General features: G+C 69.9%; 18 protein-coding genes. 3 read left to right on the forward strand and 15 right to left on the reverse strand.

The genetic code is table 11. The features are described from left to right. Nucleotides 1-11: 11 nt before the first annotated feature. Complete coding sequence (locus ACFFII_RS05960) at nucleotides 12-1,229, reverse strand: serine hydrolase domain-containing protein (RefSeq protein WP_377697966.1); 1,218 nt, start codon at nucleotides 1,227-1,229, stop codon at nucleotides 12-14. A 152-nt stretch (nucleotides 1,230-1,381) separates the two neighbouring features. After that, a complete protein-coding gene (gene recA, locus ACFFII_RS05965) occupies nucleotides 1,382-2,452 on the reverse strand; it encodes a recombinase RecA (RefSeq protein ID WP_090752643.1) in 1,071 nt (356 codons plus the stop codon). Between the two features lie 259 nt (nucleotides 2,453-2,711). Here recA and ACFFII_RS05970 point away from each other — a divergent pair, with 259 nt between their 5' ends. From ACFFII_RS05970 to ACFFII_RS05980, 3 genes are all read left to right on the forward strand, one after another. Further along, entirely contained in the window at nucleotides 2,712-3,863 is a 1,152-nt protein-coding gene (locus tag ACFFII_RS05970; protein ID WP_377697967.1) for an RsmB/NOP family class I SAM-dependent RNA methyltransferase, read from the forward strand. Nucleotides 3,864-3,919: 56 nt separating this feature from the next. Further along, entirely contained in the window at nucleotides 3,920-6,016 is a 2,097-nt protein-coding gene (locus ACFFII_RS05975) for an ATP-binding protein (protein ID WP_377697968.1), read from the forward strand. 253 nt (nucleotides 6,017-6,269) lie between these two features. Further along, nucleotides 6,270-7,889: a CHASE domain-containing protein gene (locus tag ACFFII_RS05980; protein WP_377697969.1), complete on the forward strand. Its 1,620-nt coding sequence runs from the start codon at nucleotides 6,270-6,272 to the stop codon at nucleotides 7,887-7,889. 3 nt (nucleotides 7,890-7,892) lie between these two features. On the opposite strand, the gene ACFFII_RS05985 is transcribed toward ACFFII_RS05980, so the two are convergent. The 13 genes from ACFFII_RS05985 to ACFFII_RS06045 form a co-directional block, all read right to left on the reverse strand. After that, nucleotides 7,893-8,735: a lysozyme family protein gene (locus tag ACFFII_RS05985; RefSeq protein WP_377697970.1), complete on the reverse strand. Its 843-nt coding sequence runs from the start codon at nucleotides 8,733-8,735 to the stop codon at nucleotides 7,893-7,895. Between the two features lie 44 nt (nucleotides 8,736-8,779). After that, nucleotides 8,780-9,991 (reverse strand): cysteine desulfurase, encoded by a 1,212-nt coding sequence (locus ACFFII_RS05990; RefSeq protein ID WP_377697971.1) that lies wholly within the window; start codon nucleotides 9,989-9,991, stop codon nucleotides 8,780-8,782. After that, entirely contained in the window at nucleotides 9,988-10,566 is a 579-nt protein-coding gene (locus ACFFII_RS05995; protein ID WP_377697972.1) for a YIP1 family protein, read from the reverse strand. Before ACFFII_RS05995 ends, ACFFII_RS05990 begins: the two co-directional genes overlap by 4 nt. After that, nucleotides 10,563-11,051: a hypothetical protein gene (locus tag ACFFII_RS06000; RefSeq protein WP_377697973.1), complete on the reverse strand. Its 489-nt coding sequence runs from the start codon at nucleotides 11,049-11,051 to the stop codon at nucleotides 10,563-10,565. Before ACFFII_RS06000 ends, ACFFII_RS05995 begins: the two co-directional genes overlap by 4 nt. 3 nt (nucleotides 11,052-11,054) lie before the next feature. Further along, entirely contained in the window at nucleotides 11,055-12,392 is a 1,338-nt protein-coding gene (locus ACFFII_RS06005; protein WP_377697974.1) for a SufB/SufD family protein, read from the reverse strand. Further along, a complete protein-coding gene (gene sufC / locus ACFFII_RS06010) occupies nucleotides 12,385-13,146 on the reverse strand; it encodes a Fe-S cluster assembly ATPase SufC (RefSeq protein ID WP_377697976.1) in 762 nt (253 codons plus the stop codon). The genes ACFFII_RS06005 and sufC overlap by 8 nt, the downstream gene beginning before the upstream one ends. Nucleotides 13,147-13,263: 117 nt before the next feature. Further along, nucleotides 13,264-14,802, reverse strand: a complete 1,539-nt coding sequence (sufB, locus tag ACFFII_RS06015; protein WP_377697977.1) for a Fe-S cluster assembly protein SufB — start codon at nucleotides 14,800-14,802, stop codon at nucleotides 13,264-13,266. 3 nt (nucleotides 14,803-14,805) lie between these two features. After that, the gene (locus ACFFII_RS06020) at nucleotides 14,806-15,852 is read right to left on the reverse strand and encodes a cysteine desulfurase family protein (protein ID WP_377697978.1); all 1,047 of its coding nucleotides are present in this window, start codon (nucleotides 15,850-15,852) and stop codon (nucleotides 14,806-14,808) included. Next, nucleotides 15,849-17,141 (reverse strand): bifunctional phosphopantothenoylcysteine decarboxylase/phosphopantothenate synthase, encoded by a 1,293-nt coding sequence (locus ACFFII_RS06025; RefSeq protein ID WP_377697979.1) that lies wholly within the window; start codon nucleotides 17,139-17,141, stop codon nucleotides 15,849-15,851. The genes ACFFII_RS06020 and ACFFII_RS06025 overlap by 4 nt, the downstream gene beginning before the upstream one ends. Before the next feature lie 222 nt (nucleotides 17,142-17,363). After that, complete coding sequence (locus ACFFII_RS06030) at nucleotides 17,364-18,878, reverse strand: YifB family Mg chelatase-like AAA ATPase (RefSeq protein WP_377697980.1); 1,515 nt, start codon at nucleotides 18,876-18,878, stop codon at nucleotides 17,364-17,366. A 52-nt stretch (nucleotides 18,879-18,930) separates the two neighbouring features. Further along, nucleotides 18,931-20,169 (reverse strand): AGE family epimerase/isomerase, encoded by a 1,239-nt coding sequence (locus ACFFII_RS06035; RefSeq protein ID WP_377697982.1) that lies wholly within the window; start codon nucleotides 20,167-20,169, stop codon nucleotides 18,931-18,933. Between the two features lie 9 nt (nucleotides 20,170-20,178). Further along, complete coding sequence (locus ACFFII_RS06040; protein ID WP_377697983.1) at nucleotides 20,179-21,414, reverse strand: glycerate kinase type-2 family protein; 1,236 nt, start codon at nucleotides 21,412-21,414, stop codon at nucleotides 20,179-20,181. Further along, nucleotides 21,411-22,421 carry a LacI family DNA-binding transcriptional regulator gene (locus tag ACFFII_RS06045; protein ID WP_377697985.1) on the reverse strand — a complete coding sequence of 337 codons (1,011 nt, stop codon included), beginning with the start codon at nucleotides 22,419-22,421 and terminating at the stop codon, nucleotides 21,411-21,413. Before ACFFII_RS06045 ends, ACFFII_RS06040 begins: the two co-directional genes overlap by 4 nt. Nucleotides 22,422-22,425 lie beyond the last annotated feature (4 nt).

The following is a 22,425-nucleotide window of genomic DNA, read 5'->3' on the forward strand; positions in this document are numbered from 1 at the left end:
GCGCCGGAGGCTTATTCGCCGATCGCGTTCACCACGGCGTCGAAGAAGGCCATCGGATCGACCTGCTCCTTGCCGAGCGGCTCGGGCTGCGCGGCGGTCATGGCGATCACCACCCGCTCGGCCGGGTCGATGTAGATGTTCTGCCCCTGGATGCCGATCGCGGCATAGGCCTTGTGGGCGATGGACTGCTCGGTCCAGGCGGGCCACCACATCAGGCCATAGTCGGCCGTGCTGCCGTCCTTCAGCGTGATCGGCAGGCCCGCGCGGTCGGTCCAGCCGTCGGGCAGGACCGGCTGGCCGCCGATCATCCCACCTTCTAGGAAGAACTGGCCGAAGCGGGCGAAGTCGCGCAGCGTGGCGGACAGGCCGCTGCCGCCGATCTCGTGGCCCTCGGGGCTGTCCAGCCACCATTTCGCCTCGGCCTCCATGCCGTAGGGCTGCCAGATCTTCTCGGCCAGGTAGTCCGACAGCGTCTTGCCGGTGGCGCCGATCACGATCTCGCCCGCGACCTGGGTCTCGCCGGTCGAATAGGTGTGGACGGCGCCCGGCTCGGCCGCGCGGGGCAGCGCCGCCATGACCTTCATCAGCCCGCCCGGCGCTTGGGCGACCTGCGCGGCCAGCAGCGCCCGGCGGTCCGAGGCGGGGTCGGTGTAGGTCTCGTCCCACTGCACGCCCGAGGTCATCGCTAGGATCTGGCCGACCGTCACCCCGTCATAGGCGCTGCCCTTCAGCGCGGGGACGTAATCGGTGACCAGCGAATCCTCTCCGGCGATGGCGCCGTCCCGGATCGCCGCGCCGATCAGCGTCGAGGTCACCGACTTGGCCAGCGACATCGACATCCAGCGCGTGTCCGGGCCGTTGCCGCGCTGGTAGATCTCGGCCACCACCTTGCCGTCCTTCAGGACAATCAGGCCGGTGATGCTGTCCAAGGCGATCACGTCGTCGAGGTCATAGCTCTTGCCGTCAACAGTCAGATCCAGCGGCCCCAGCTTCAGGTCCGAGGGCTCCAGCGCGCGCGGCGTGGCCGAGGGCGCGATGCTGCGGGTGGGGAACAGCCGGTCGATATTGCGGAAGGTCGCCACCGCATCGTCGGGCAAGAGGTCGCCGTCATAGATCTGCTCGACCGTCCCGATGGGCTCCTCCGCGTGGCGATAGGGCGTTTCGGCCAGTGCGGGCCCTGCAAGGGCAAGGGCGGCAAGCACGAGGCGGATGGCAACGGGAGTTCTCATCGGGCAGTCTCCATGATGGCTCATGGCCAACCTGCCCGCTTGCACCGCCAAGTGCCAGTCCCGGAAAGAAAACGGGCGCCCGACAGGGGCGCCCGCAGCAGCAGGGTCATGGGGACGACAGGACATCCGGCCCCCAGGAGCCGGCAGGAGGGTCACTCCTCGGTCAGCGCCTCGTCGTCGCTCTCGGTCGCGCCGAAGTCGAGCCCGTGGCTGGCACGGATGCGATCCTCGATGGCCGTGGCGACATGGGGATTGTCGCGCAGGAACTGCTTGGCGTTCTCGCGCCCCTGCCCGATCCGCTCGTCGCCATAGGAATACCAAGCGCCCGACTTTTCGACCACGCCGGCCTTGACGCCAAGGTCGATCAGCTCGCCGACCTTCGAGATGCCTTCGCCGTACATGATGTCGAACTCGACCTGCTTGAACGGAGGCGCGACCTTGTTCTTGACGACCTTCACCTTGGTCGAGTTGCCCACCACCTCGTCGCGGTCCTTGATCGAGCCGGTGCGGCGGATGTCCAGACGCACCGAGGCATAGAACTTCAGCGCGTTGCCACCCGTCGTCGTCTCGGGGTTCCCAAACATCACACCGATCTTCATGCGGATCTGGTTGATGAAGATCACCATGCAGTTCGAGCGGCCGATGCTGGCGGTCAGCTTGCGCATCGCCTGGCTCATCAGGCGGGCCTGGCTGCCCATCTGCATGTCGCCCATGTCGCCCTCGATCTCGGACTTGGGCGTCAGCGCCGCGACCGAGTCGACCACGACCAGGCTGACGGCACCCGAGCGGACCAGCGTGTCCACGATCTCCAGCGCCTGCTCGCCCGTGTCGGGCTGCGAGATCAGCAACTCGTCCAGGTTCACGCCCAGCTTGCGGGCGTATTGCGGATCAAGTGCGTGTTCGGCGTCCACGAAGGCGCAGACGCCGCCCTTCTTCTGCTCCTCGGCGACCACATGCAGCGTCAGCGTGGTCTTCCCCGAGCTTTCCGGCCCGAAGATCTCGATGATGCGGCCCTTGGGCAGGCCGCCGATCCCCAGCGCGATGTCCAGCCCCAGAGAGCCGGTCGAGGTCGCCTCGATCTCGGCCACGGGGTTGTCGGCGCCGAGCTTCATGATCGAGCCCTTGCCGAACTGGCGTTCGATCTGCGCCAGGGCGCTGTCGAGCGCCTTCTGCCGGTCCGCGCTGCGTTTGTCGTCCATCTTCAGGATGCTCGCCCCAGACATTTTCACCTACTCTATTGCAGCGCATGGCCGTGCACAACGATGCGGCGCAGCCATCTCTTGTTCACCTGATGTTCTGGCCCCCAGATGGTGATTTCGGCCCCTGACCACAAGGACTTGCCGCCTTGGAATCGCAGTCTGGAGGAAGATTCTTAAGAAAGCGTTGACCAGTTTCCGGCGGTCGTCTTGAGGCTGCGCGCCGGGGGGATAAACTGGCTTCCATGCACCTCTCCTTCCCCCGTCTCAGCGCCGGCCTGCGGCCATGACGCCCGCCGCCCGCGCCGCCGCAGCCATCCAGATTCTCGATGCCATCCTGCGGGGCGAGCCCGCCGAGGCGCAACTGACCCGCTGGGCGCGCGCCAGTCGCTTTGCGGGCTCGGGCGACCGCGCGGCCGTGCGCGACCTCGTTTATGACACGCTGCGGCGGCGGCGCAGCCGCGCAGCCCTTGGAGGAGGCGACAACGGGCGCGGCCTGATCCTGGGGGCGCTGCGCGAGGCCGGGGCCGATCCGTCCACGATCTTCACGGGCGAAGGCCACGCCCCGGCGCCCCTGACGCCTGCCGAGGCCGCAGGCGGGCGGGCGCCGACACCGGCCGAGACCGCCGACCTGCCCGACTGGATCGCGCAGGCGCTTTCAGCGGATCTCGGCCCCGATTTCCCAGCGGTTGCCGAGGCGCTGCGGGACCGCGCGCCGGTCTGGCTGCGCACAAATCTCGCCCGCGCCACGCCCGAGTCCGCGCGGGCGGCCCTTGCCGCCGAGGGCATCGAGGCCGAACCCGATCCCCGCTGCGCGACGGCCCTGCGCGTGACGGCGGGAGAACGGCGGCTCCAGTCCTCGGCTGCCTACCGCGAGGGGCTGGTGGAGCTGCAGGACCTGTCCCCGCAGATGGCCTGCGCCGCGCTGGAGGTAGGGCCGGGAACGACGGTGCTGGACTATTGCGCGGGCGGTGGCGGCAAGTCGCTGGCGCTGGCGGCGCACGGCGCACGGGTGACGGCCTGGGACGCCGCGCCCGCGCGGATGCGCGACCTGCCCGCGCGCGCGGCCCGCGCCGGGGTGAGGATAACGGCGGCGGGGACAGGCGGGCCGCGCGGCCAGTTCGACCTTGTCGTGACGGACGTGCCCTGCTCGGGGTCGGGCACCTGGCGGCGGACGCCGGATGCGAAATGGCGGCTGTCGCCCGAGGATCTGGCGCAGGTGACGCGCACGCAGGCCGAGATCGTCGCACGCGCCGCCGCGCATGTGCGCCCCGGCGGTACGCTGGCCTACATGACCTGCTCGCTGCTGGCGCGCGAGAACGAGGAGCAGGTCGCCGGGTTCCTGGCCCGGCACCCCGGGTTTCGCCTGCAGGAGGCCGTCACCTGGACGCCCCTGACCGCGAGCGACGGTTTTTTCCTCGCGAAGCTTCTCCGTTAAGCGACGCTTAACCGGCAGAGCATTATCCTCGGGCGCGAATCGGTCTTGAGGCGGGAATGAAGCAGAACGGGATCTTGCCCTCGCGCGGCCTCGTGGTGGTGCCGGTCCTCATGCTGCCGACGCTTCTCGGCGCATTGTGGCTGGCGCTTGCACCGGGCGCGGCGCCCGCGCGGGTGCTGGTGGTCACGGGAACCGTCGCGGTGGCCTGGTACCTGCTCGCGGGTATTTTTGCGGGACAGCGGCTTTTCTCGGAACTTGCGGTGCTGCGGCAGGTCCGGGCCGCGCGGCGGATGCTCGTGGACGAACCGGGCTGCGCCTGGATCGTCGATGCGCAGGGCGCCATCCGCGCGCAATCGGCCCAGGCCGAACTGGTGCAGGACATGGCGGGCCGGGATGCCGCCGCGCTGCTGACCCGCCACCGTGCCCGCCCTGCCGCCGCAGCCGCCGGGCTTCTGGCGCGGGTCGGCGACGACCGCCCCGCGCGCTTGCCGCTCGAGGATGGCGCCTGCCTGACGGCCTGCCGCATCCCCGGCACGGTCCTGCAACTGTGGCGGCACGAGGCTCCGCGGCACGCCCCGGTGCCCCCGGTGCAGGTGACGGGACCCGGCATGGGATTCGGCGACCTGAACCTGCCCATCGCGCTGCTGGAACTCGACGCCTCGGGCCAGGTGCTCACGGCCAATCTCGCCGCGCAGGGGCTGCTGGGCCCGGTCGCCTGCGGCACCTTCCTTGGCGATCTGGTGGACGGCCCCGGCCGTCCCCTGAACGACTGGATCGCCGAGGTCCGCGAGGGCCGCGACACCGGTCGGGGCGAGGTGCTGCAGACCCGCACCGGAGAGCCCGAGCGCGCGCTGCAGGTCACGCTGGGCGCAAGCCCCGGCACGAACCGCATCGTGGCGGTGCTGACGGATGTCAGCGCCCTCAAGACCCTCGAGGCGCAGTTCGTGCAAAGCCAGAAGATGCAGGCCATCGGCCAGCTGGCGGGTGGCATCGCGCATGACTTCAACAACCTGCTGACGGCGATCACCGGCCATTGCGACCTGCTGATGCTGCGGCGCGACAACACCGATCCCGATTACGCCGACCTGCACCAGATCTCGCAGAACGCCAACCGCGCGGCGGCGCTGGTGCGCCAGCTGCTCGCCTTCTCGCGCAAGCAGACGCTGACGCCGCAGCTCATCGACCTGCGCCACACGCTGTCCGACCTCAGCCATCTTCTGAACCGGCTCGTGGGCGAACGGGTTGTCGTCACGGTCACGCACGACCCTTCGCTGCGCCCGATCCGCGCCGATGCCCGGCAGTTCGAGCAGGTGCTGATGAACCTTGTCGTGAACGCCCGCGACGCCATGCCGGGTGGCGGCGAGATCGCGATCCGCACCGAGAATGTCCGCCTGCGGTCCCGGCTGACGCTGGAGCAGGCCAGCATCCCCAAGGGCGAATACGTCCGCATCACCGTCTCGGACCAGGGCTGCGGCATCCCCCCCGAGGCGCTGGACAAGATCTTCGATCCGTTCTTCACCACAAAGAAGCAGGGCGAGGGCACGGGCCTGGGGCTGTCCACGGCTTATGGCATCGTCAAGCAGACGGGCGGCTACATCTTCTGCGACAGCCTTCCGGGCGAGGGCACGACCTTCACGCTGTATTTCCCCGCCCAACGTGCGCGACCCGCCAGCGCCAGACCTGTGCCGCAGGCACCCGCCGCCCTGGACGACCTGCCCGATGAGCGCCGGCGCACCGTGCTGCTGGTCGAGGACGAGGCGCCCGTGCGCGCCTTCGCCGCCCGCGCGCTCAAGCTGCACGGCTTCGACGTCATCGAGGCTGACAGCGGAGAGCGGGCGCTCGAGATCCTGTCGGATGCCGCGCTGGTGGTGGACATCTTCGTGACCGATGTCGTGATGCCCGGCATGGATGGCCCTGCCTGGATCCGCGCGGCCCTGCGCGACCGCGAAGGCACGCGTGTCATCTTCATGTCCGGCTACATGGACGCGACGCTGTCGGACGGCAACGCCGCGATCCCGAATGCGCTGTTCCTGCCCAAGCCCTTCTCTCTCACCGACCTGGTCGCCAGCGTCGAGAACCACCTCGCCGGGCGCGCCGGCCCGGCCCAGTCTGCCGATGGCGGCGAAGCCGGTGAGACTTCTGCCTTGCAGTGACGCTCCCCTCGGACGGCCGGTTGCAGAAGCGAGGCGCAAGGCGCCGAAGACCATCGAATGGGCGCGCGGACTGCGGGGGCTTGTCCGTGCTGGCCTGCTGCACCCACCGAATGACAAGGCCCGGCCGGGAGGCCTCGCGGCGCTATGGACAGGACTTTCCCCGCAGCGTAGGGGAGCGGTCAAGACACGGGCGGTTCCCCGTCCTTTCCCCAGATTGAAGCAGCCGAAGCGGCCCTCCCTTTCCGAGCACGGAATGACACGCGCCCGCCAGACCGTTCTGATGTTGGGCGCCGTGCTTGTCACGCTGGCGCTGGGCCTCGGGCTGACCGTGGCCACCGTCCGGCTGGAGAACCAGGCCGTCGCCATGCGTTTCGCGCGGCTTGCCGATCTCGTGTCCGGCCGCCTCCAGCAGCGCATGAACCAGCATGTCGCGCTGCTGCGTGCCACGCGCAGCCAGTTCGACGCGGAACTCGAGCCGGTCGCGGTGCCCGAGTTCGCGCGCTATGTTGCCGGGCTCGACCTGCAGGGCGACTACCAGGGGATCCAGGGCATCGGCTTTGCCGCGCTGCTGCCCGCGGCCGAGGCCGAGCAGGCGCGTGACCGCATCGCGGCCGCGCATGGGCACCAGATCGCGGCCCGTCCCCCCGGCGACCAGACCTTCGTCGGCCCCATCGTCATGCTCGAGCCGCTGGACGAGCGGAACCGTCATGCGCTCGGCTATGACATGTTCTCCGAATCTGCCCGCCGCGAGGCGATGACCGCGGCGCTCGAGACCGGCGAGCCGCGGGCCACCGGCCCGGTCGAGCTGGTGCAGGAGATCACCGACGAGAAGCAGACGGGCTTCCTGATCTACATCCCGACCCACGCAAGTCTGTTCGGGAGAAGCGAGCAGCGCGACGGCGGCTTCGTTTATGCTCCCTTCCGCGCGGGCGACCTGCATGCCGCCGTGCTGGCCACCCTGCCCGGCCTTCCGATGAGCCTGCGGACGGTGGACGCCCTTGCCCCCGACCAGCCGCTGTTCGACAACAACCCCCCGAAAATCCCGCCACACCTGGCGGCGCAGGCGATCACGCGCGAGATCCCGATCGCGGGCCGGCGCTGGCAGATGACCATGACCCCCCCGCCGGGCTTCTCGGGATGGAGGGACCGCTCGGCCAGCCTGATGGTGGGCGTGCTGTCGCTGCTGCTGGTGATCGCCGTGGGCGGGGCCACCTGGAGCTTCATGCGCGCGCTGGCCGAGGCCGAGCGGGCGGCGGCCCTTTCGACGCGCGAAGCCGAGCAGCGCGCGCTTCTGCTGCGCGAGATGCAGCACCGGATCAAGAACCATCTTGCCCGCATCCAGGCCATCGCGCGCCAGACCATGCGCTCGGCCACGGACCTGGCCGAGTTCGGGCGGATCTTCGGCGCCCGGCTTTCGGCCATGGCCAAGGCGCAGGACGCGATCAACCGCGACGGACGCGACTCGGCGGACCTGCGCGCGCTGCTGCTGGCCGAGATCGACGGGGTCGTCGAGGCGGATCGGGCCGAGGCGATGCTGGGTGGCCCGCCCGTGCGGCTGAACGGACGCGAGGCGCAGGCGCTGGGGCTGGTGGCCTATGAGCTCAGCACCAACGCGATGAAATACAGCGCGGATGCCGATGCCCTGACGATCCGCATCGAATGGCAGGTCGAACAGCGCGGCACGGCCGACTGGCTGGTTCTGCGCTGGATCGAGCCCGAGGCCCAGCCCGGCGGCACGGAGGGCGACGCGGGCGGCTTCGGCACGCAACTGATCCATGCGCTGATCGGGGGCGACCTGAACGGCGCCTTCTCGCGCGACTTCGGCGCGGATGGCATGGTGATCACCATCGCCTTCCCGCTATCGCTGGCCTGACGCCTAGAGCGCTTCGGCCGGGGCAGGATCGGGCGAGGGCTCGACCGCGTCGGCCCGCGCCTCGCGGGGGCCGATCAGCGCCCCGCGGCTGAGGCCGATCAGCGCGCCCCGCCCCGGCGCCACCACGGCCAACGAGCCGGGCGAGCCCGTCCTTTCCGACCCCAGCGGCGCGCCCAGCAGGGTCAGTCTCTGACGGGCACGGGCCACCTTCTCGGGCGCAACGGGGGCCGCCATGGCGAAGTCGTTGTAGGTCTCGGGCGTGCCGGTCATGCCTTCGAAGCCACGTTCCCGGAAGGTCGCACGCAGGTCATCAAAGCGCGCGAGATACCTGTTCGCATGAACGGCCGTGCGGGAATGAAAGGCGCCCGCCGCACGGCGCCAGTCGCCTGTCTCGGCGTAAAGGTCGCGGACGAAGCGGGCGGCGTAGCGGGCGTTTTCCAACGGGTCGAACATCTCGACCACGGACGGAAAATTCTCGCCGTGCCAGCGGTAGTTCAGCTGGAAGCAGCCGATGTCCATGTTCGGCCGGCCCTGCTCAATGCGGTCCTGCGCGAAGGCCAGCGCCTCGGCCGGGTCGTCGAACCAGCTGCCCGCGCCTTCGGCATTCACGCTCCAGGCCCAGGGGCGGACGACGCCGCCGCGGCGGCGGCCGGTTTCGGTCAGGGTCAGGGCGCCAAGAATGTCGGGGGGCACCCCCATCTCGGCCGCCGCCGTCATGGCGGCCCATTCGCAGACGGCCGCGGGCTGGTCGGCCGGGTCAGTTGCGGCCTGTGCCATGGGCGTCAGCGGCAGCCAGAGCAGCAGCGCCAGAACCCCCATCAGCCGCATCTGCGCCACCCCTGCCATTCACGGGCCTAGGATAGCAGCGCAGGCTTAAGAAACCGTTGCGGTCAGGCGAAAAGCTCGCGGCAGAACTCGAGCCCCGAAACAAGGGCGTCCACGTCCTCGCGGGTGTTGTACATGGCAAAGCTCGCGCGGGCCGAGGCCGGGATGCCGTAATGCTGCATCAGGGGCATGGCGCAATGCGTCCCCGCCCGCACGGCGATGCCGCGCTGGTCGAGGATCGTCGAGATGTCATGGGCATGCGCCCCTTCCATCGTCATCGAGAAGATCGCGCCCTTGCCCGGCGCCGTCCCCTGGATCTGCAGCCAGTTCAGCCCGCCCAGCCGTTCCATCGCATAGTCGCGCAGGGAAGCCTCATGCGCGGCGATGTTTTCCATGCCGAGCGACATCATGTAGTCGAGCGCGGCGCCCAGGCCGATCTGGTTGACGATGCCGGGGGTGCCCGCCTCGAAGCGCAGGGGCGGGTCGGCGTAGGTCACGGCGTCGCGCGTGACCTCGTGGATCATGTCGCCGCCGCCCAGGAAGGGGCGCATCTCGGCCTGCCGCTCGGCCCTGATCCAGATCGCGCCCGACCCCGAGGGACCGTAAAGCTTGTGGCCGGTGATCACATAGAAGTCGCAGCCGAGCGCGCCCACGTCCACGGGCATGTGGACGGCCGACTGGCTGCCGTCGACCAGCACCGGCACATCGGTGCCGCGCGCGATGGCGCCCACGTCCACCACCGTGCCGGTGACGTTGGACATGTGGGTGATCGCGATCAGCCGGGTCCGGGGACCGACCGCCGCCAGCACCTTTTCGGGCGGCAGGCTGCCGTCGGGCTCGGGTTCCACCCAGCGCAGCACGACGCCCTGCCGTTCGCGCAGGAAATGCCAGGGAACGATGTTGGCGTGGTGTTCCAGCAGGGACAGGACGATCTCGTCGCCCGGCTGCAGTCGCGGGGCGGCCCAGCCATAGCTGACGAGGTTGATGCCCTCGGTCGAGCCGCTGGTGAAGATCACCTCGTCCTCGCGCGGGGCGTTCAGAAAGCGCGCGATGGTGGCACGGACGCGTTCGTAGTTGTCGGTCGCCAGGTTCGACAGGAAATGCAGCCCCCGGTGCACGTTGGCGTATTCGCCCGCATAGGCCGCCGAGATCGCGTCGATCACCACCTGCGGCTTCTGGGCGCTGGCGCCGCTGTCCAGATAAACCAGCGGCCGGCCGTTCACCTGCCGCGACAGGATCGGGAAATCGGCACGGACGCGGGAAACGTCGAAACTCATGCGGGCGCTCCGGGCAGGAAGCCGAGGGTGGCGGCGAGGATGGATAAAAGGAAACTGGTCAGCATGATCGTGCCCAGGATCCCCAGAACCACCAGAAGGGCGTTGCGAAAGCCATGGACGGCCATCGTCAGGGCCACCATCAGATAGGCAGCCAGCAGCAGCGCCGCAATGCCCAGAAGCGCGCCGAAGGGCGGCAGGACCAGCGTGACGACAAGCTGCAGGGTCTGCAGCGCGACCATGATGGCCTCGACCCAGCCTACGGCCAGCAGCGCGTCGGAAAAGCGCCCGGTGCCGCCGAAGATGCGGCCCACCTCGGCCAGCAGATAGGCGCCGAAGGCGGCCGAGACGACCTGCACCGAGGCCATCGAGATGGGCGAGGCCGAGAGGAACCCCAGCACCCCCGCCCCGTCCCCCGGCGCGGCCAGAAGGACCCCCGACAACCAGGACAGGATGGCCGAGCAGGCGGCGGTGGCGAAGATCAGCGCCCAACGGTCGCCCGGTTGCCACGGCTTGGCCTTCAGGACCCGGAACCCCCCGAGAGGGTCGCGGAGGGTCATCCTCATCAGTTCGATCATGCGGGCTGCCTTTGCTGGCTCAGGGCGCGAAGTCCCGAGATCCAGAACACCAGAAACGCGCCGCCCGCCAGCAGGTTCACGGCCGCGACGGCCGGGCCCGGCCCCACAAAGCCCATCGTCAGTCCCTGCAGCAGCATGACCGGCGCGACAGCCGCCAAGGCCCAGACCAGCGCCAGGCGCGAGGCGCGGCCATCCAGCCGCAGCCCGAAAGCGCGGGCGACCAGTTGCGCGACGGCGGCCACCGCCATCACGATCAGCGGCATCATGAACAGCGTGGCCAGCAGCGCGCCCCCCAACCGGGCGTCCAAGGGCACCGAGGGGTCCAGCGCCGCCGCGCGCGCGTGCGCGGGCCACTGGGCCACGAAATAGACCGCCATGGTGCCCAGAAGCAGCGCAAGCAGCCCCGGCTCGGACAGGCCCGCCATCCCGCGCACCGCCGCACCGGGCGCGCGCCAGGTCTGCAGGATGCGCGGGACCAGCGCCATGCCTCAGCCCTGAGCCTTGGCGGTCAGCCAGTCTTCCAGGCGGTCCGAGATCTCGGCCCGCAGGTCCTCGTCCTCGACCTCTTCCAGCGCGTCCGCGAGGAAGCTGAGGACCAGCAGCACGATCGCCCGTTCCCGCGGCACTCCGCGCGAGCGCAGGTAGAACAGCGCCGTCTCGTCCAGCGCGCCGGTGGTCGAGCCATGGCTGCACTTGACGTCATCGGCGTAGATCTCAAGCTCGGGCTTGGCGAGGAACTGGCTGTCCTCGTCCAGCAGCAAGGCCTGGCTGATCTGGTAGCCGTCGGTCTTCTGCGCGCCGGGACGCACGAGGATCTTGCCCTGGAAGACGCCCGTCGCGCCGTTCTTCAGCACCTTCTTGAAGACCTGCCGGCTCTCGCCCCGCAGTCCCCCGTGGGTGATGAAGACGGTGTCGTCATGGCGCAGATGCCCGCCGTCACCGAGGACGGCCGCCGCGACATGGGCCACGGCATCGTCACCGGCAAGCTCGACCACGGACTCCGACCGCATGTGGCGGCCATCGACCGACAGCTCGAAGCTTTTCAGCGAGGCAGCCTCGGCCACACGGGCGAACAGATGGGTGGTCGCGATGCGCGCCACGCCCGCACGGGGCGCGGCGATGTGGTGCAGCTTGGCGCCGGCGGCAAGGTCGGCCTCGATCACCACGTTGCCGCGCGCGCCGAGCAAGCCGTTTTCCAGCAGCGTCAGTTCCGCCCCTTCCTCGAGCCGCAGGACGTGGTGGACCACCACGTCGGCCCCCGCGTCCGAGGGACGATACAGGATCTGCACCGGACGGTCCGCCTTGCCGGTGACGCGGATCACCACGCCGTCGGTGGCCAGGGCCGTGTTCAGCGCGGCGAAGGGACGGCGCACGGGCTTCTGCCCCTGGGCTTCCAGCACGCCATAGGCTTCCGCGACCCAGTGGCCGGGCTGCGCGTCGGCCTGGGCCAGCGTGGTGATTTCCACCCCGGCCAGCGCCGGGTCGTCTGAGGCGGCGGCATCGAAGCGGCCTTCCACGAAGACCAGCCGCAGCTTGTCCACGTTGGCAAACAGCTTCGGGTCGCCCGCCACGGCTTCCAGCGCGACCGGCTCGGGCCGGGCGGCGTTGAAGGGCGCCGGGTCGGTGTAGCGCCAGTATTCGTGGCGCGGGCCGGGCAGGCCCTGCTCCTTCAGCCGCGCCAAGGCATCGGCACGCGCGGGCGCGGTGGCGCCCGTCATGGGCGCGGGCGCGGCAGCAAGACGGGCGTCAAGCTGCACATCGGCCGGGGCCGAGCGCGGGGCGCCCTCGATGACGGGGGTCTGCTGGGTCTTGACGGCTTCAAGCATCGGCGGCCTCGGCAAGGATGTCCCCGTAACCGTTGCGCTCGACTTCCAGCGCCAGCTCGGGGCCGCCCGACTTCACGATGCGGCCGTCATGCATGATGTGGACGACGTCCGGCACGATGTGGTCCAGCAGGCGCTGGTAGTGGGTGATTACGAGGAAGCTGCGCTCGGGCGAACGCAGCGCGTTCACGCCCTCGGCCACCAGACGCATCGCGTCCACGTCGAGGCCCGAGTCCGTCTCGTCCAGGATGCACATGCGGGGTTCCAGCATGGCCATCTGCAGGATCTCGTTGCGCTTCTTCTCGCCGCCCGAGAAGCCGACGTTCACCGGGCGCTTCAGCATCTCGGCGTCGATGTCCAGCGCCTTGGCCTTTTCGCGCACCAGCTTGAGGAAGTCGCCCGAGGACAGCTCCTCCTCGCCGCGCGCCTTGCGCTGGGCGTTCACGGCCGTGCGCAGGAAGGTCATGTTGCCGACGCCGGGGATTTCCACCGGATACTGGAAGGCCAGGAACAGGCCCGCGGCGGCGCGTTCCTCGGGCTCCATCTCCAGCAGGTCACGGCCGTCCAGCGTGGCGGTGCCGTCCGTGACCTCATAGCCCTCGCGGCCCGACAGCACGTACGAGGTCGTGGACTTGCCCGAACCGTTCGGGCCCATGATCGCATGAACCTCGCCCGCCGGGACGGTCAGCGTGACGCCCTTGAGGATCTGCTTTCCCTCTTCCTCGAGCTGCACGTGAAGGTTCTTGATTTCCAGCATTTTCACTCCTTTTCGGCGGCTGATGCCTGCGGCCCGAGTGGCCAGCGCAGGCTTCGCGTGATGGTGTTCGTTCGGCACAGGACCGGGGCAGGCATCCCGCCAGCCCCGGATCGCAAATCAGCCCACCGAGCCTTCCAGGCTGATCGCGACCAGGCTCTGCGCCTCCATCGCGAATTCCATCGGCAGGGCCTGCAGCACTTCGCGGCAGAAACCATTGACGACAAGGGCCACGGCCTCTTCCTCGTCCATGCCGCGGGCGCGGCAGTAGAACAGCTGGTCCTCGTCCACCTTGGACGTGGTGGCCTCGTGTTCCACGCGCGACGAGGTGTTCTTGACCTCGATATAGGGCACGGTATGCGCCCCGCACTGGTCGCCGATCAGCAGGCTGTCGCACTGGGTGTAGTTGCGGCTGTTGGTGGCGCGCGGGTGCATCGTCACCAGCCCGCGATAGGTGTTCTGCGCGCGGCCCGCCGAGATGCCCTTGGACACGATCCGCGACCGGGTGTTCTTGCCAAGATGGATCATCTTGGTCCCGGTGTCGGCCTGCTGGGCGTTGTTGGCGATGGCGATCGAGTAGAACTCGCCCTGGCTTTCCTCGCCCCGCAGGATGCAGGACGGGTACTTCCAGGTGATGGCCGAGCCGGTTTCCACCTGCGTCCACATCACCTTGGCGCGCGCCTCGCGGCAGTCGGCACGCTTGGTGACGAAGTTGTAGATGCCGCCCTTGCCTTCCTCGTCGCCGGGGAACCAGTTCTGGACGGTCGAGTATTTCACCTCGGCGTCTTCCAGCACGACGATTTCCACCACCGCGGCGTGAAGCTGGGCGGTGTCGCGCTTGGGCGCGGTGCAGCCTTCCAGGTAGCTGACGTGGCTGCCCTTGTCGGCGATGATCAGCGTGCGCTCGAACTGGCCGGTGTTCTCGGCGTTGATGCGGAAATAGGTGGACAGCTCCATCGGGCAGCGCACGCCCGGCGGGATGTAGACAAAGGACCCGTCCGAGAAGACGGCCGAGTTCAGCGTCGCGAAGAAGTTGTCCGAGGGCGGCACGACCGAGCCGAGGTACTTCTTGACCAGCTCGGGATGCTCGCGGATGGCTTCCGAGATCGAGCAGAAGATCACGCCGGCCTTGGCCAGTTCATCCTTGAAGGTCGTCCCCACGCTGACGGAATCAAAGACGGCGTCCACGGCAACGCGGCGCGCGTCCTCGCGCCCCTGGATGGGCGAGGCGTCGGCGCCCTCGACCCCGGCCAGGATCGCCTGCTCCTTCAGCGGGATGCCCAGCTTCTCATAGGTCGCCAGCAGCGCAGGATCGACCTCGTCCAGCGACTTGGGCTTGACGGCCATGCTTTTCGGACGCGCGTAGTAATACTGGTCCTGATAGTCGATGTGGGGATAGTTCAGCATCGCCCAGCGCGGCTCGGTCATGCCCTGCCAGCGGCGGAAGGCGGCCAGGCGCCACTCGGTCATCCACTCGGGCTCGTCGTTCTTCTGGCTGATCAGCCGGACGATGTCCTCGTTGATGCCCTTGGGGGCGTATTCCATCTCGATCTCGGTGTCCCACCCGTATTTGTAGGACCCCATGTTGGCGACGGTCTCGACCGTCTCACGGTCGACGCCTTCGCGGACTTCGATCTCGGGCACGTCCAGAACGGCCATCGGTTACCTTCCCTTCTTGCTCTGCCAACGGGCGCAGGCGGAAAGCCACGCCTCGGCAAAGCGGTCCAATTCCTCGGGCGTCGTCGTTCCCCCGAACGAGACGCGCAGCGCGCAGCCGGTATCCTGCTCGGCCACGCCCATCGCGCGCAGCACCCCGCTTGACCGGACCTTGCCGGAAGAGCAGGCGGACCCGGCGGATACGGCAAAGCCGGCCAGGTCCATCTGCATCACCTGCGTCTCGCCCTTCCACCCCGGAGTCAGGATGGACAGCGTCTGCGGCAGGCGTCGGGATTCGCGCCCCGGAAACATAGTGTTTCCGTCATGATCTTCCAGTCTTCGCAGCAGATGATCTCGCATTTCCGCGAGTCTTTCCGCGATTCCGGCCGCAAGGTCACCTTGGGCGGCCCGGGCGGCGGCGGCGAAGCCGGCAATGGCGGCAAGGTTCTCGGTCCCCGCCCGGCGGCCTTGTTCCTGCCCGCCGCCGCGCAGACGTGCCGGGCGGTCCTCGCCCTCCGCCAGCACCAGCGCGCCGATGCCGCGCGGCCCGCCCAGCTTGTGGGCGCTGACAAAGCCCGCACGCACGCCCATCCAGTCGAAGGCCAGCGGGATCTTCCCGAAGCCCTGTGTCATGTCGCTGACGGCAAGCCCCTGCGGCAGGTCCTGGATCACCCCCGTCTCGCTGTTGGCAAGCTGCAGCGTGGCGCGGGCTGGATCGGGGACCGTAACGCGGCCCAGGGCGTCGGCGACCAGCGTTTCCTCGCACCAGGCGCGGACGCAGTCATGTTCGACGCCCGCGCAGGCAAGCCCCTGCCCGTCCAGCGCCAGCGCCGCCGCCTCGGTCGAACCCGAGGTGAAGACGATGTCGGCGCGGGATGCGCCCAGCGCCTCGGCGATCTCCTCGCGCGACCGTTCCAGCAGCATCTTGGCCGCACGCCCCTCGGCATGGACGCTAGAGGGGTTGCCGATCACGTCGAAGGCCTCGGCCATGGCCGCTCGTGCCTCGGGGCGCAGGGGGGCGGTCGCGTTCCAGTCCAGATAGACGCGGCTCATGGTCGACCCGCCTCGTGGCCCAGGTGGTCTGCGATACGCGCGGCCAGGCGGCGGCCGACCTCGTCCTTGGGCAGCTGCGGCCAGGGCTCGGCGCCCTCGTCGGTGACAAGGATGACGCTGTTCTCGGTGCCTCCCATGACCCCGGTCGCGGGGCTGACGTCATTCGCCACGATCCAGTCGCAGCCCTTGCGCAGGCGCTTGGCGGTGGCGTTGGCCAGCACGTCGTCGGTTTCGGCGGCAAAGCCCACGACCAGGGGCGGACGCGCCTCGGCCCGGCTGATCCAGGCAAGGATGTCGGGGTTCTCGGCCATTTCCAGCGCCGGCGGGCGACCCGAGCCGTCCTTCTTGATCTTGCGGTCCGAGGCGCTGGTCACGCGCCAGTCCGCCACGGCCGCCGCCATCACCGCCGCATCGGCGGGCAGCGCCCGCTCTACCGCCGCGCGCATCTCGGCCGCGGTTTCCACGCGCACCACCTGCACGCCCGCGGGCGGCGGAACCGTCGCGGGGCCGGTTACGAAGGTCACCCGCGCGCCGAGGTCGCGCAGCCCCGCCGCGACCGCCGTTCCCTGAGCGCCCGAGGAGCGGTTGGCGATGTAGCGCACGGGGTCGATCGGCTCGTGCGTCGGGCCCGAGGTGACGATCACATGCCGCCCGGCCAGCGGCCCCGCGGTCACGCCCGGCAGGACGACGGCCTCGGGCGGCAGCCGCAGGATGGCGTCGGTCAGCCGCAACGGGCGCTCGGCATCGTCCCCCAGCGCGTCGCGGATGGCATCAAAAATCGCTTCCGGCTCGGCCATGCGGCCCTCGCCCCATTCGCCGCAAGCCATCTCGCCCGCGTCGGGACCGACAAAGAGGATGCCGTCGTCTTCCAGCGTGGCGCGGTTGCGGCGGGTGGCGGGATGTTCCCACATGCGCACGTTCATGGCGGGCGCGATCAGCACCCGCTTGTCGGTCGCCATCAGCAGGGTCGAGGCGAGGTCGTCCGCGTGCCCCCCCGCCATCTTCGCCATCAGGTCGGCGGTCGCGGGCGCCACCACCACCAGATCGGCCGCGCGCGACAGCTGGATATGGCCCATCTCGGCCTCGCGCGTCAGGTCCCACAGGGCGGTGTGACAGGCCTCGCCCGACAGGGCCGACAGCGTCAGGGGCGTGACGAACTGCGCGCCGCCTTCGGTCAGGACCGTGGTGACGCCGATGCCCCCACCCTTCAGCAGGCGGACCAGTTCGGGGATCTTGAAGGCGGCGATCCCGCCCCCCACGATCAGCAGAACGCGCTTTTCCTGCATCATCGGCTTTTTTCCCTGACTTCGCTGGCGGATGCGGGGAGACTTAGAAGACCGAGGCGCATGGGGCAAGGAAGGCAGGCCCTTCTGCGGACACCATGGCGTCTTGAAGCGGGCAGCGCAGGTTGGGCTTCAGTGCCTTTGGAGATGCACCTGCCTTGCGGAACTGCCGGACCGGGGCGCTGCCCCGGACCCCGGGATATTTTCACGAAGAAGAAAAGACTTGCCTCAAATCCCCACCACGAAGGGCAGGCGGTATCCAATGGCCTCGGCGACATGCGGCGCACGGACCGTCTCGCTGTGGTCGAGGTCGGCGATGGTACGCGCCGTGCGCAGGATGCGGTGGTAGCCTCGCGCGCTGAGGCTCAGCCGCTCGGCGGCGCGGGTGATCAGGGTGCGGCCTTCGCTGTCCGGCGCTGCGATCTCGTCCAGTACCGGCCCCGAGGCATCCGCGTTCACCCGCAACCCGGGATGATCGGCAAAGCGGCGGGCCTGACGGTCACGGGCCGCAGAGATCCGGCCCGCGATGGTTCCCGAGGACTCGCCGCCCGGCCGCGCTTCGAGGTCGCCGATCGCGACGGCGGGCACCTCGATGCGCAGGTCAAACCGGTCCATCAGCGGCCCCGACAGCTTGCCCATGTAATCCGCCCCGCATTGTGGCGCCCGCGCGCAGGCACGCGCGGCATCGGCCAGATGCCCGCAGCGGCAGGGGTTCGCCGCGGCGATCAGCAGGAAGCGGCAGGGATAGCGCACATGGGCATTCGCGCGGGCGACCACGACCTCGCCCGTTTCCAGCGGCTGGCGCAGGGTTTCGAGGACGGGCCGGGGAAACTCGGGCAGTTCGTCCATGAACAGCACGCCGTTATGGGCGAGGCTGATCTCTCCGGGTTTGGCCCCCCGGCCGCCGCCCACGATGGCGGCCATGGACGCTGTATGGTGGGGGTCGCGGAACGGCGCCTCGCGCGAGATGCCGCCGTCCGTCAGCGTGCCCGCCAGCGACTGGATCATCGAGGTTTCCAGCGCCTCGGCCGGCGTCAGTTCCGGCATCAGACCCGGCAGGCGAGCGGCCAGCATCGACTTGCCCGACCCCGGAGGACCCACCATCAGCAGGTGATGGCGCCCGGCGGCTGCGATTTCCAGCGCGCGCTTGGCGCGTTCCTGGCCCTTGACGTCGGCCATGTCGGCCAGCCGCGGCTTCCTGAGCACCTGCCCCGGCTCGGAGGGCACAACCGGCGCGCGGCCGGTCAGGTGATCGACGACCTGCCGCAGTCCTTGTGGCGCAATCACCGGCACCGCGCCGACCCACGCCGCCTCGGCTCCGCAGGCGGGTGGGCAGATCAGAGTCCGGCTCTCTTCCGCCGCGGCCATCGCGGCCGGCAGCGCACCCGCCACCGAGACCAGCCGACCATCCAGCGACAGTTCCCCCAGCGACACGACGCCCTCGAGTTCCTCCCCCGGCAGGACCTCGAGCGCGGCCAGCACCGCCAGCGCCACGGGCAGGTCGAAATGCGAGCCCTCCTTGGGCAGGTCGGCGGGCGACAGGTTCACCGTCACCCGCTTGTTCGGCATCGCCACCGACATCGCCCCGAAGGCCGCCCGGATGCGTTCGCGCGCCTCACTGACCGCCTTGTCGGGCAGGCCCACGATGGTGAAGGACGGCAGGCCGGGCGAGACCGCCGCCTGAACCTCGACCAGCCGCGCCTCGATCCCGTCGAAGGCGACGGTATAGGCGATGGCGACCATTCCCTTCCTCCACCAGATCGTGACGGTCTAGCGGCGGAGTCTTTAGGAATGGTTAACGGCGCAGTGGCCGGGCTTCGGCAAGCTCGCGCATCAGCCCCGACAGGCCGGGCACCTGCGGGATCAGCGTCGCTTGCAGCGCATGGTAGATGTCGGGCTTGCCGCGGAACTGGCGCTCGACCGGACGGCCATCCTCGCCGATCTCGGGCAACCAGCCGCCGTGACGCGCGTCGATGAAATGGCCCGCGGCGAAGCGCCAGCAGTCGCGGTAACGCTCCTCGTCCTCGGGCGCGGTGTCCAGCTTGAGCAGGCGGGCGAAGGCACCGATGGCCTCGGTCACCGGCCACCAGTAGCGGTCGCGGATCGCCGGGCCGCCGTCGCGGCCCAGCGTGTAGACGAAGCCGCCGTCCCGGCGCCAGGCGTCGGCGAAGGCGCGTTCCACCAGGTGCCGGGCGCGGTCGGGCGCGTCGTCGCTGCGCCCCGACAGGTCCCAGTGCTGCAGCACGAGCCGGCCGAATTCGAAGGAATGGCCGGGCGTGCTGCCGGGCGGGCGGAACATCGGGTTGCCGGAATAGGCCGGGTCCACCTGCCAGCCCTGGGTGTAATGCTCGGGCAGGCGCCAGCCGTGCTCGGGCGCGATCCGACCGGCAAAGAATTCAAGGATGCGGCCGGCGCGGTCAAGCCACTGGCGCTCGCCCGTGGCTTCATGGGCGGCCAGCATGGCTTCGGCGCCGTGCATGTTGGCGTTCATGCCGCGATAGGTGGAAAAGGGCGTCCAGTCGCGGCGATATTCGTCGGAAAGAAGCCCCGCGCCGTTGTCCCAGAAGCGGAGGTCCAACACCTCGGCCACGTCACCCAGCAGGCGGTCGGCGTCGGGATGGCCGACCTGCCGGGTGCTTGCAGCCGCCAGCAGGACGAAGACATGGCCGTAAGCAAGCTTGGTGTCGTCGGCGAAACCCTCGGGCGCGACGGCCCAGGCATAGCCGCCGTGCTGGGCATCGCGGTGCCTGCGCCACAGGAAGCCCAAGCCTGCGTCGATGATGTCCTCGCAGCCCGGCGCACCCGCGGCATGGGCCAGCGCAAAGGAATGGACCAGCCGGGTCGTGGTGTGCAGCTCCTGCGGGCCGGGAAGGGGGCGGCCCACGCGGTCCAGCACGTCGAAGCCGCCGTCGCCGCGCAGGCTCGCGCGGAAGAAATCCAGTTGCCGCAGCGCGTCGGCTGCCAGCCAGTCGCGGTGGCCGGGATCCCTGATCCAAGGCTGGTCGGTGTCGGGGCCAAGGGCGTCGTCGTTCATCGGGGCACCTCAGGGGGCTTCGATCAGGATGGCGCGGAAGTCGTTGACGTTGGTCAGCGTCGGGCCGGTCACGACCTGACCGCCGATGCGGCCGAAGAAGCCATGGGCGTCGTTGCTGTCCAGCGCGGCCCCTGCATGGGTGCCTGCCGCAGCCGCGCGGGCCAGCGTCTCGGGGCCGACCAGCGCGCCCGCGACCTCGGCCGCGCCGTCCACGCCGTCGGTGTCGCAGGCGATGGCATGGATGCCCGGCGCGCCCTTCAGCGCCAGCGCCAGCGCCAGCGCATATTCGGCGTTCGGCCCGCCGGTGCCGTCGCCGCGCCGGGTGACGGTCAGCTCGCCCCCCGACAGGATCACCCGCGGCCCCTTGGCGGCAAGCGCCAGCGCGGCATGGGCGGCGGCGACGTCCCGCGCCTCGCCTTCCAGCGCATCGCCCAAGGTTTCCACCGCATAGCCCTGCGTCCGGGCCAGTTCCGCCGCCGCCTCGAGCGAGCGCGAGGGCGCGGCATAGACCACGTTCTCGACCCGCGACAGCGCCGGGTCCTCGGGCGCGCGCACGCCGGTCGGGCCGTCCAGCACCGCGCGGACCGAAGGCGGCGCCTCGATCCCCCAGCGGTCCAGGATCGCGCGGGCCTCCCCGGCCGTCGAGCGGTCCCCCACCGTCGGCCCCGAGCCGATCAGCGCCGGGTCGTCCCCCGGCACGTCCGACACCATCAGCGCCAGCATCCGCGCAGGATAGGCAGCGGCGGCAAGCTGGCCGCCCTTGACCCGGCTGAGGTGCTTGCGCAACACGTTCATCTGCCCGATGGGCGCGCCGCTGGCCAGCAGTGCACGGTTCACCGCCTGCTTTTCCTCCAGCGTCACCTCGCCTGCGGGCGCGCAAAGCAGCGCCGAGGCCCCGCCCGAGATCAGCGCAAGGACGAAGTCGCCCTCACCCGCACCGTCCAGCAGCGCCAGCATCCGGCGCGTGGCGTCCACCCCCGCCTGGTCCGGGACGGGATGGGCAGCCTCGACGATCTCGATGCCCTGCGTGGGCCGGGCATAACCGTAGCGGGTGATCACCAGCCCCTCGCAGGGACCCCAGGCGGCCTCGACCGCCTCGGCCATGCGCGCGCTGGCCTTGCCCGCCCCGATCACGAGGACGCGGCCCGCCGGACGCTCGGGCAGGAAGCCCCCGAGGCTTTCCATGGGATCGGCCACGGCGACGGCCCGGTCGAACATGGCGCGCAGAAGCTGGGGTGGGGTCATGCGGTTACTCCAAGGCTGGACCGGCGGGAGACAAGGGTCACCCCTTCGCGGCGTTCGGGCGGAGGATGGCGGCCCTCGCGCAGCCAGTCCAGAAGGGTTGCGGCCACGTCGCGGCCGAACTTGGCGATATCGCAACTGACGGAACTGAGATCGGGCCAGACCTGCGCGCATTCCTCGATGTCGTCGAAGCCCACCAGCCGGATGTCGCGGCCGGGCATCCGCCCTGCCCGCGCAAGCCCCGCCATCAGCCCCAGCATCACCAGGTCGTTGAAGGCCAGCACCGCGTCGATGGAGGGGTCGGCCACGATGCGCTGCGCGGCGACGTTCAGCCCCCAGCCGCGCGAACTCGCGCCCCCGATCACCACGGGCTCGATCCCCCGCGCTTCCAGCACCTCGAGATAGCCGGACCGGCGCTCGGCGGTAATGGGGCGCCCGTCAAGGCCGCCCACGAAGGCGATGCGGCGCGCGCCCTGGTCCAGCAGGTGGCGCGTCGCCTGCCGCCCGCCGTCGGTGTAGTCGAAGCTGGCAAAGGGAAAGAGGTCCGTCCTCGGGTCCGCCTGCCGCAGCACCTGCAGCGTCGGCACGGCCGCGCGCGACAGCTGGTCGAAGATCCCTCCGCCCTCGCCGAAGGCGGGCGAGATCACCAGCGCGGCCACGCCATGTTCGATCATGGACCGCGCGATGCGGGCCTGCGCGCCCGCGTCCTCGTCCGAGTTGGCGATCACCACGGCATAATCGTGCTGGGCCACGGCCATCTGGAACGAGGCCGCGAATTCCGTGAAGAAGGGGTTGCGCAGATCGTTGATGATCAGCCCGATCAGCCCGCCGGAACTGGACCGCAGGCCCGCGGCTGCGCGGTTGTAGACATAGCCCAGCCGCGCCATCACCGCGCGCACGTCGCGGGCGGTTTCCTCGCGCACCAGCGGGCTGTTCTTGAGGACCAGCGAGACGGTGGACTTGGACAGGCCCGCCGCGCGGGCCACGTCGTTGATGGTGGGTCGGCGCATGGGG

The organism is Paracoccus niistensis (assembly GCF_042432925.1).
GTDB lineage: Bacteria > Pseudomonadota > Alphaproteobacteria > Rhodobacterales > Rhodobacteraceae > Paracoccus > Paracoccus niistensis.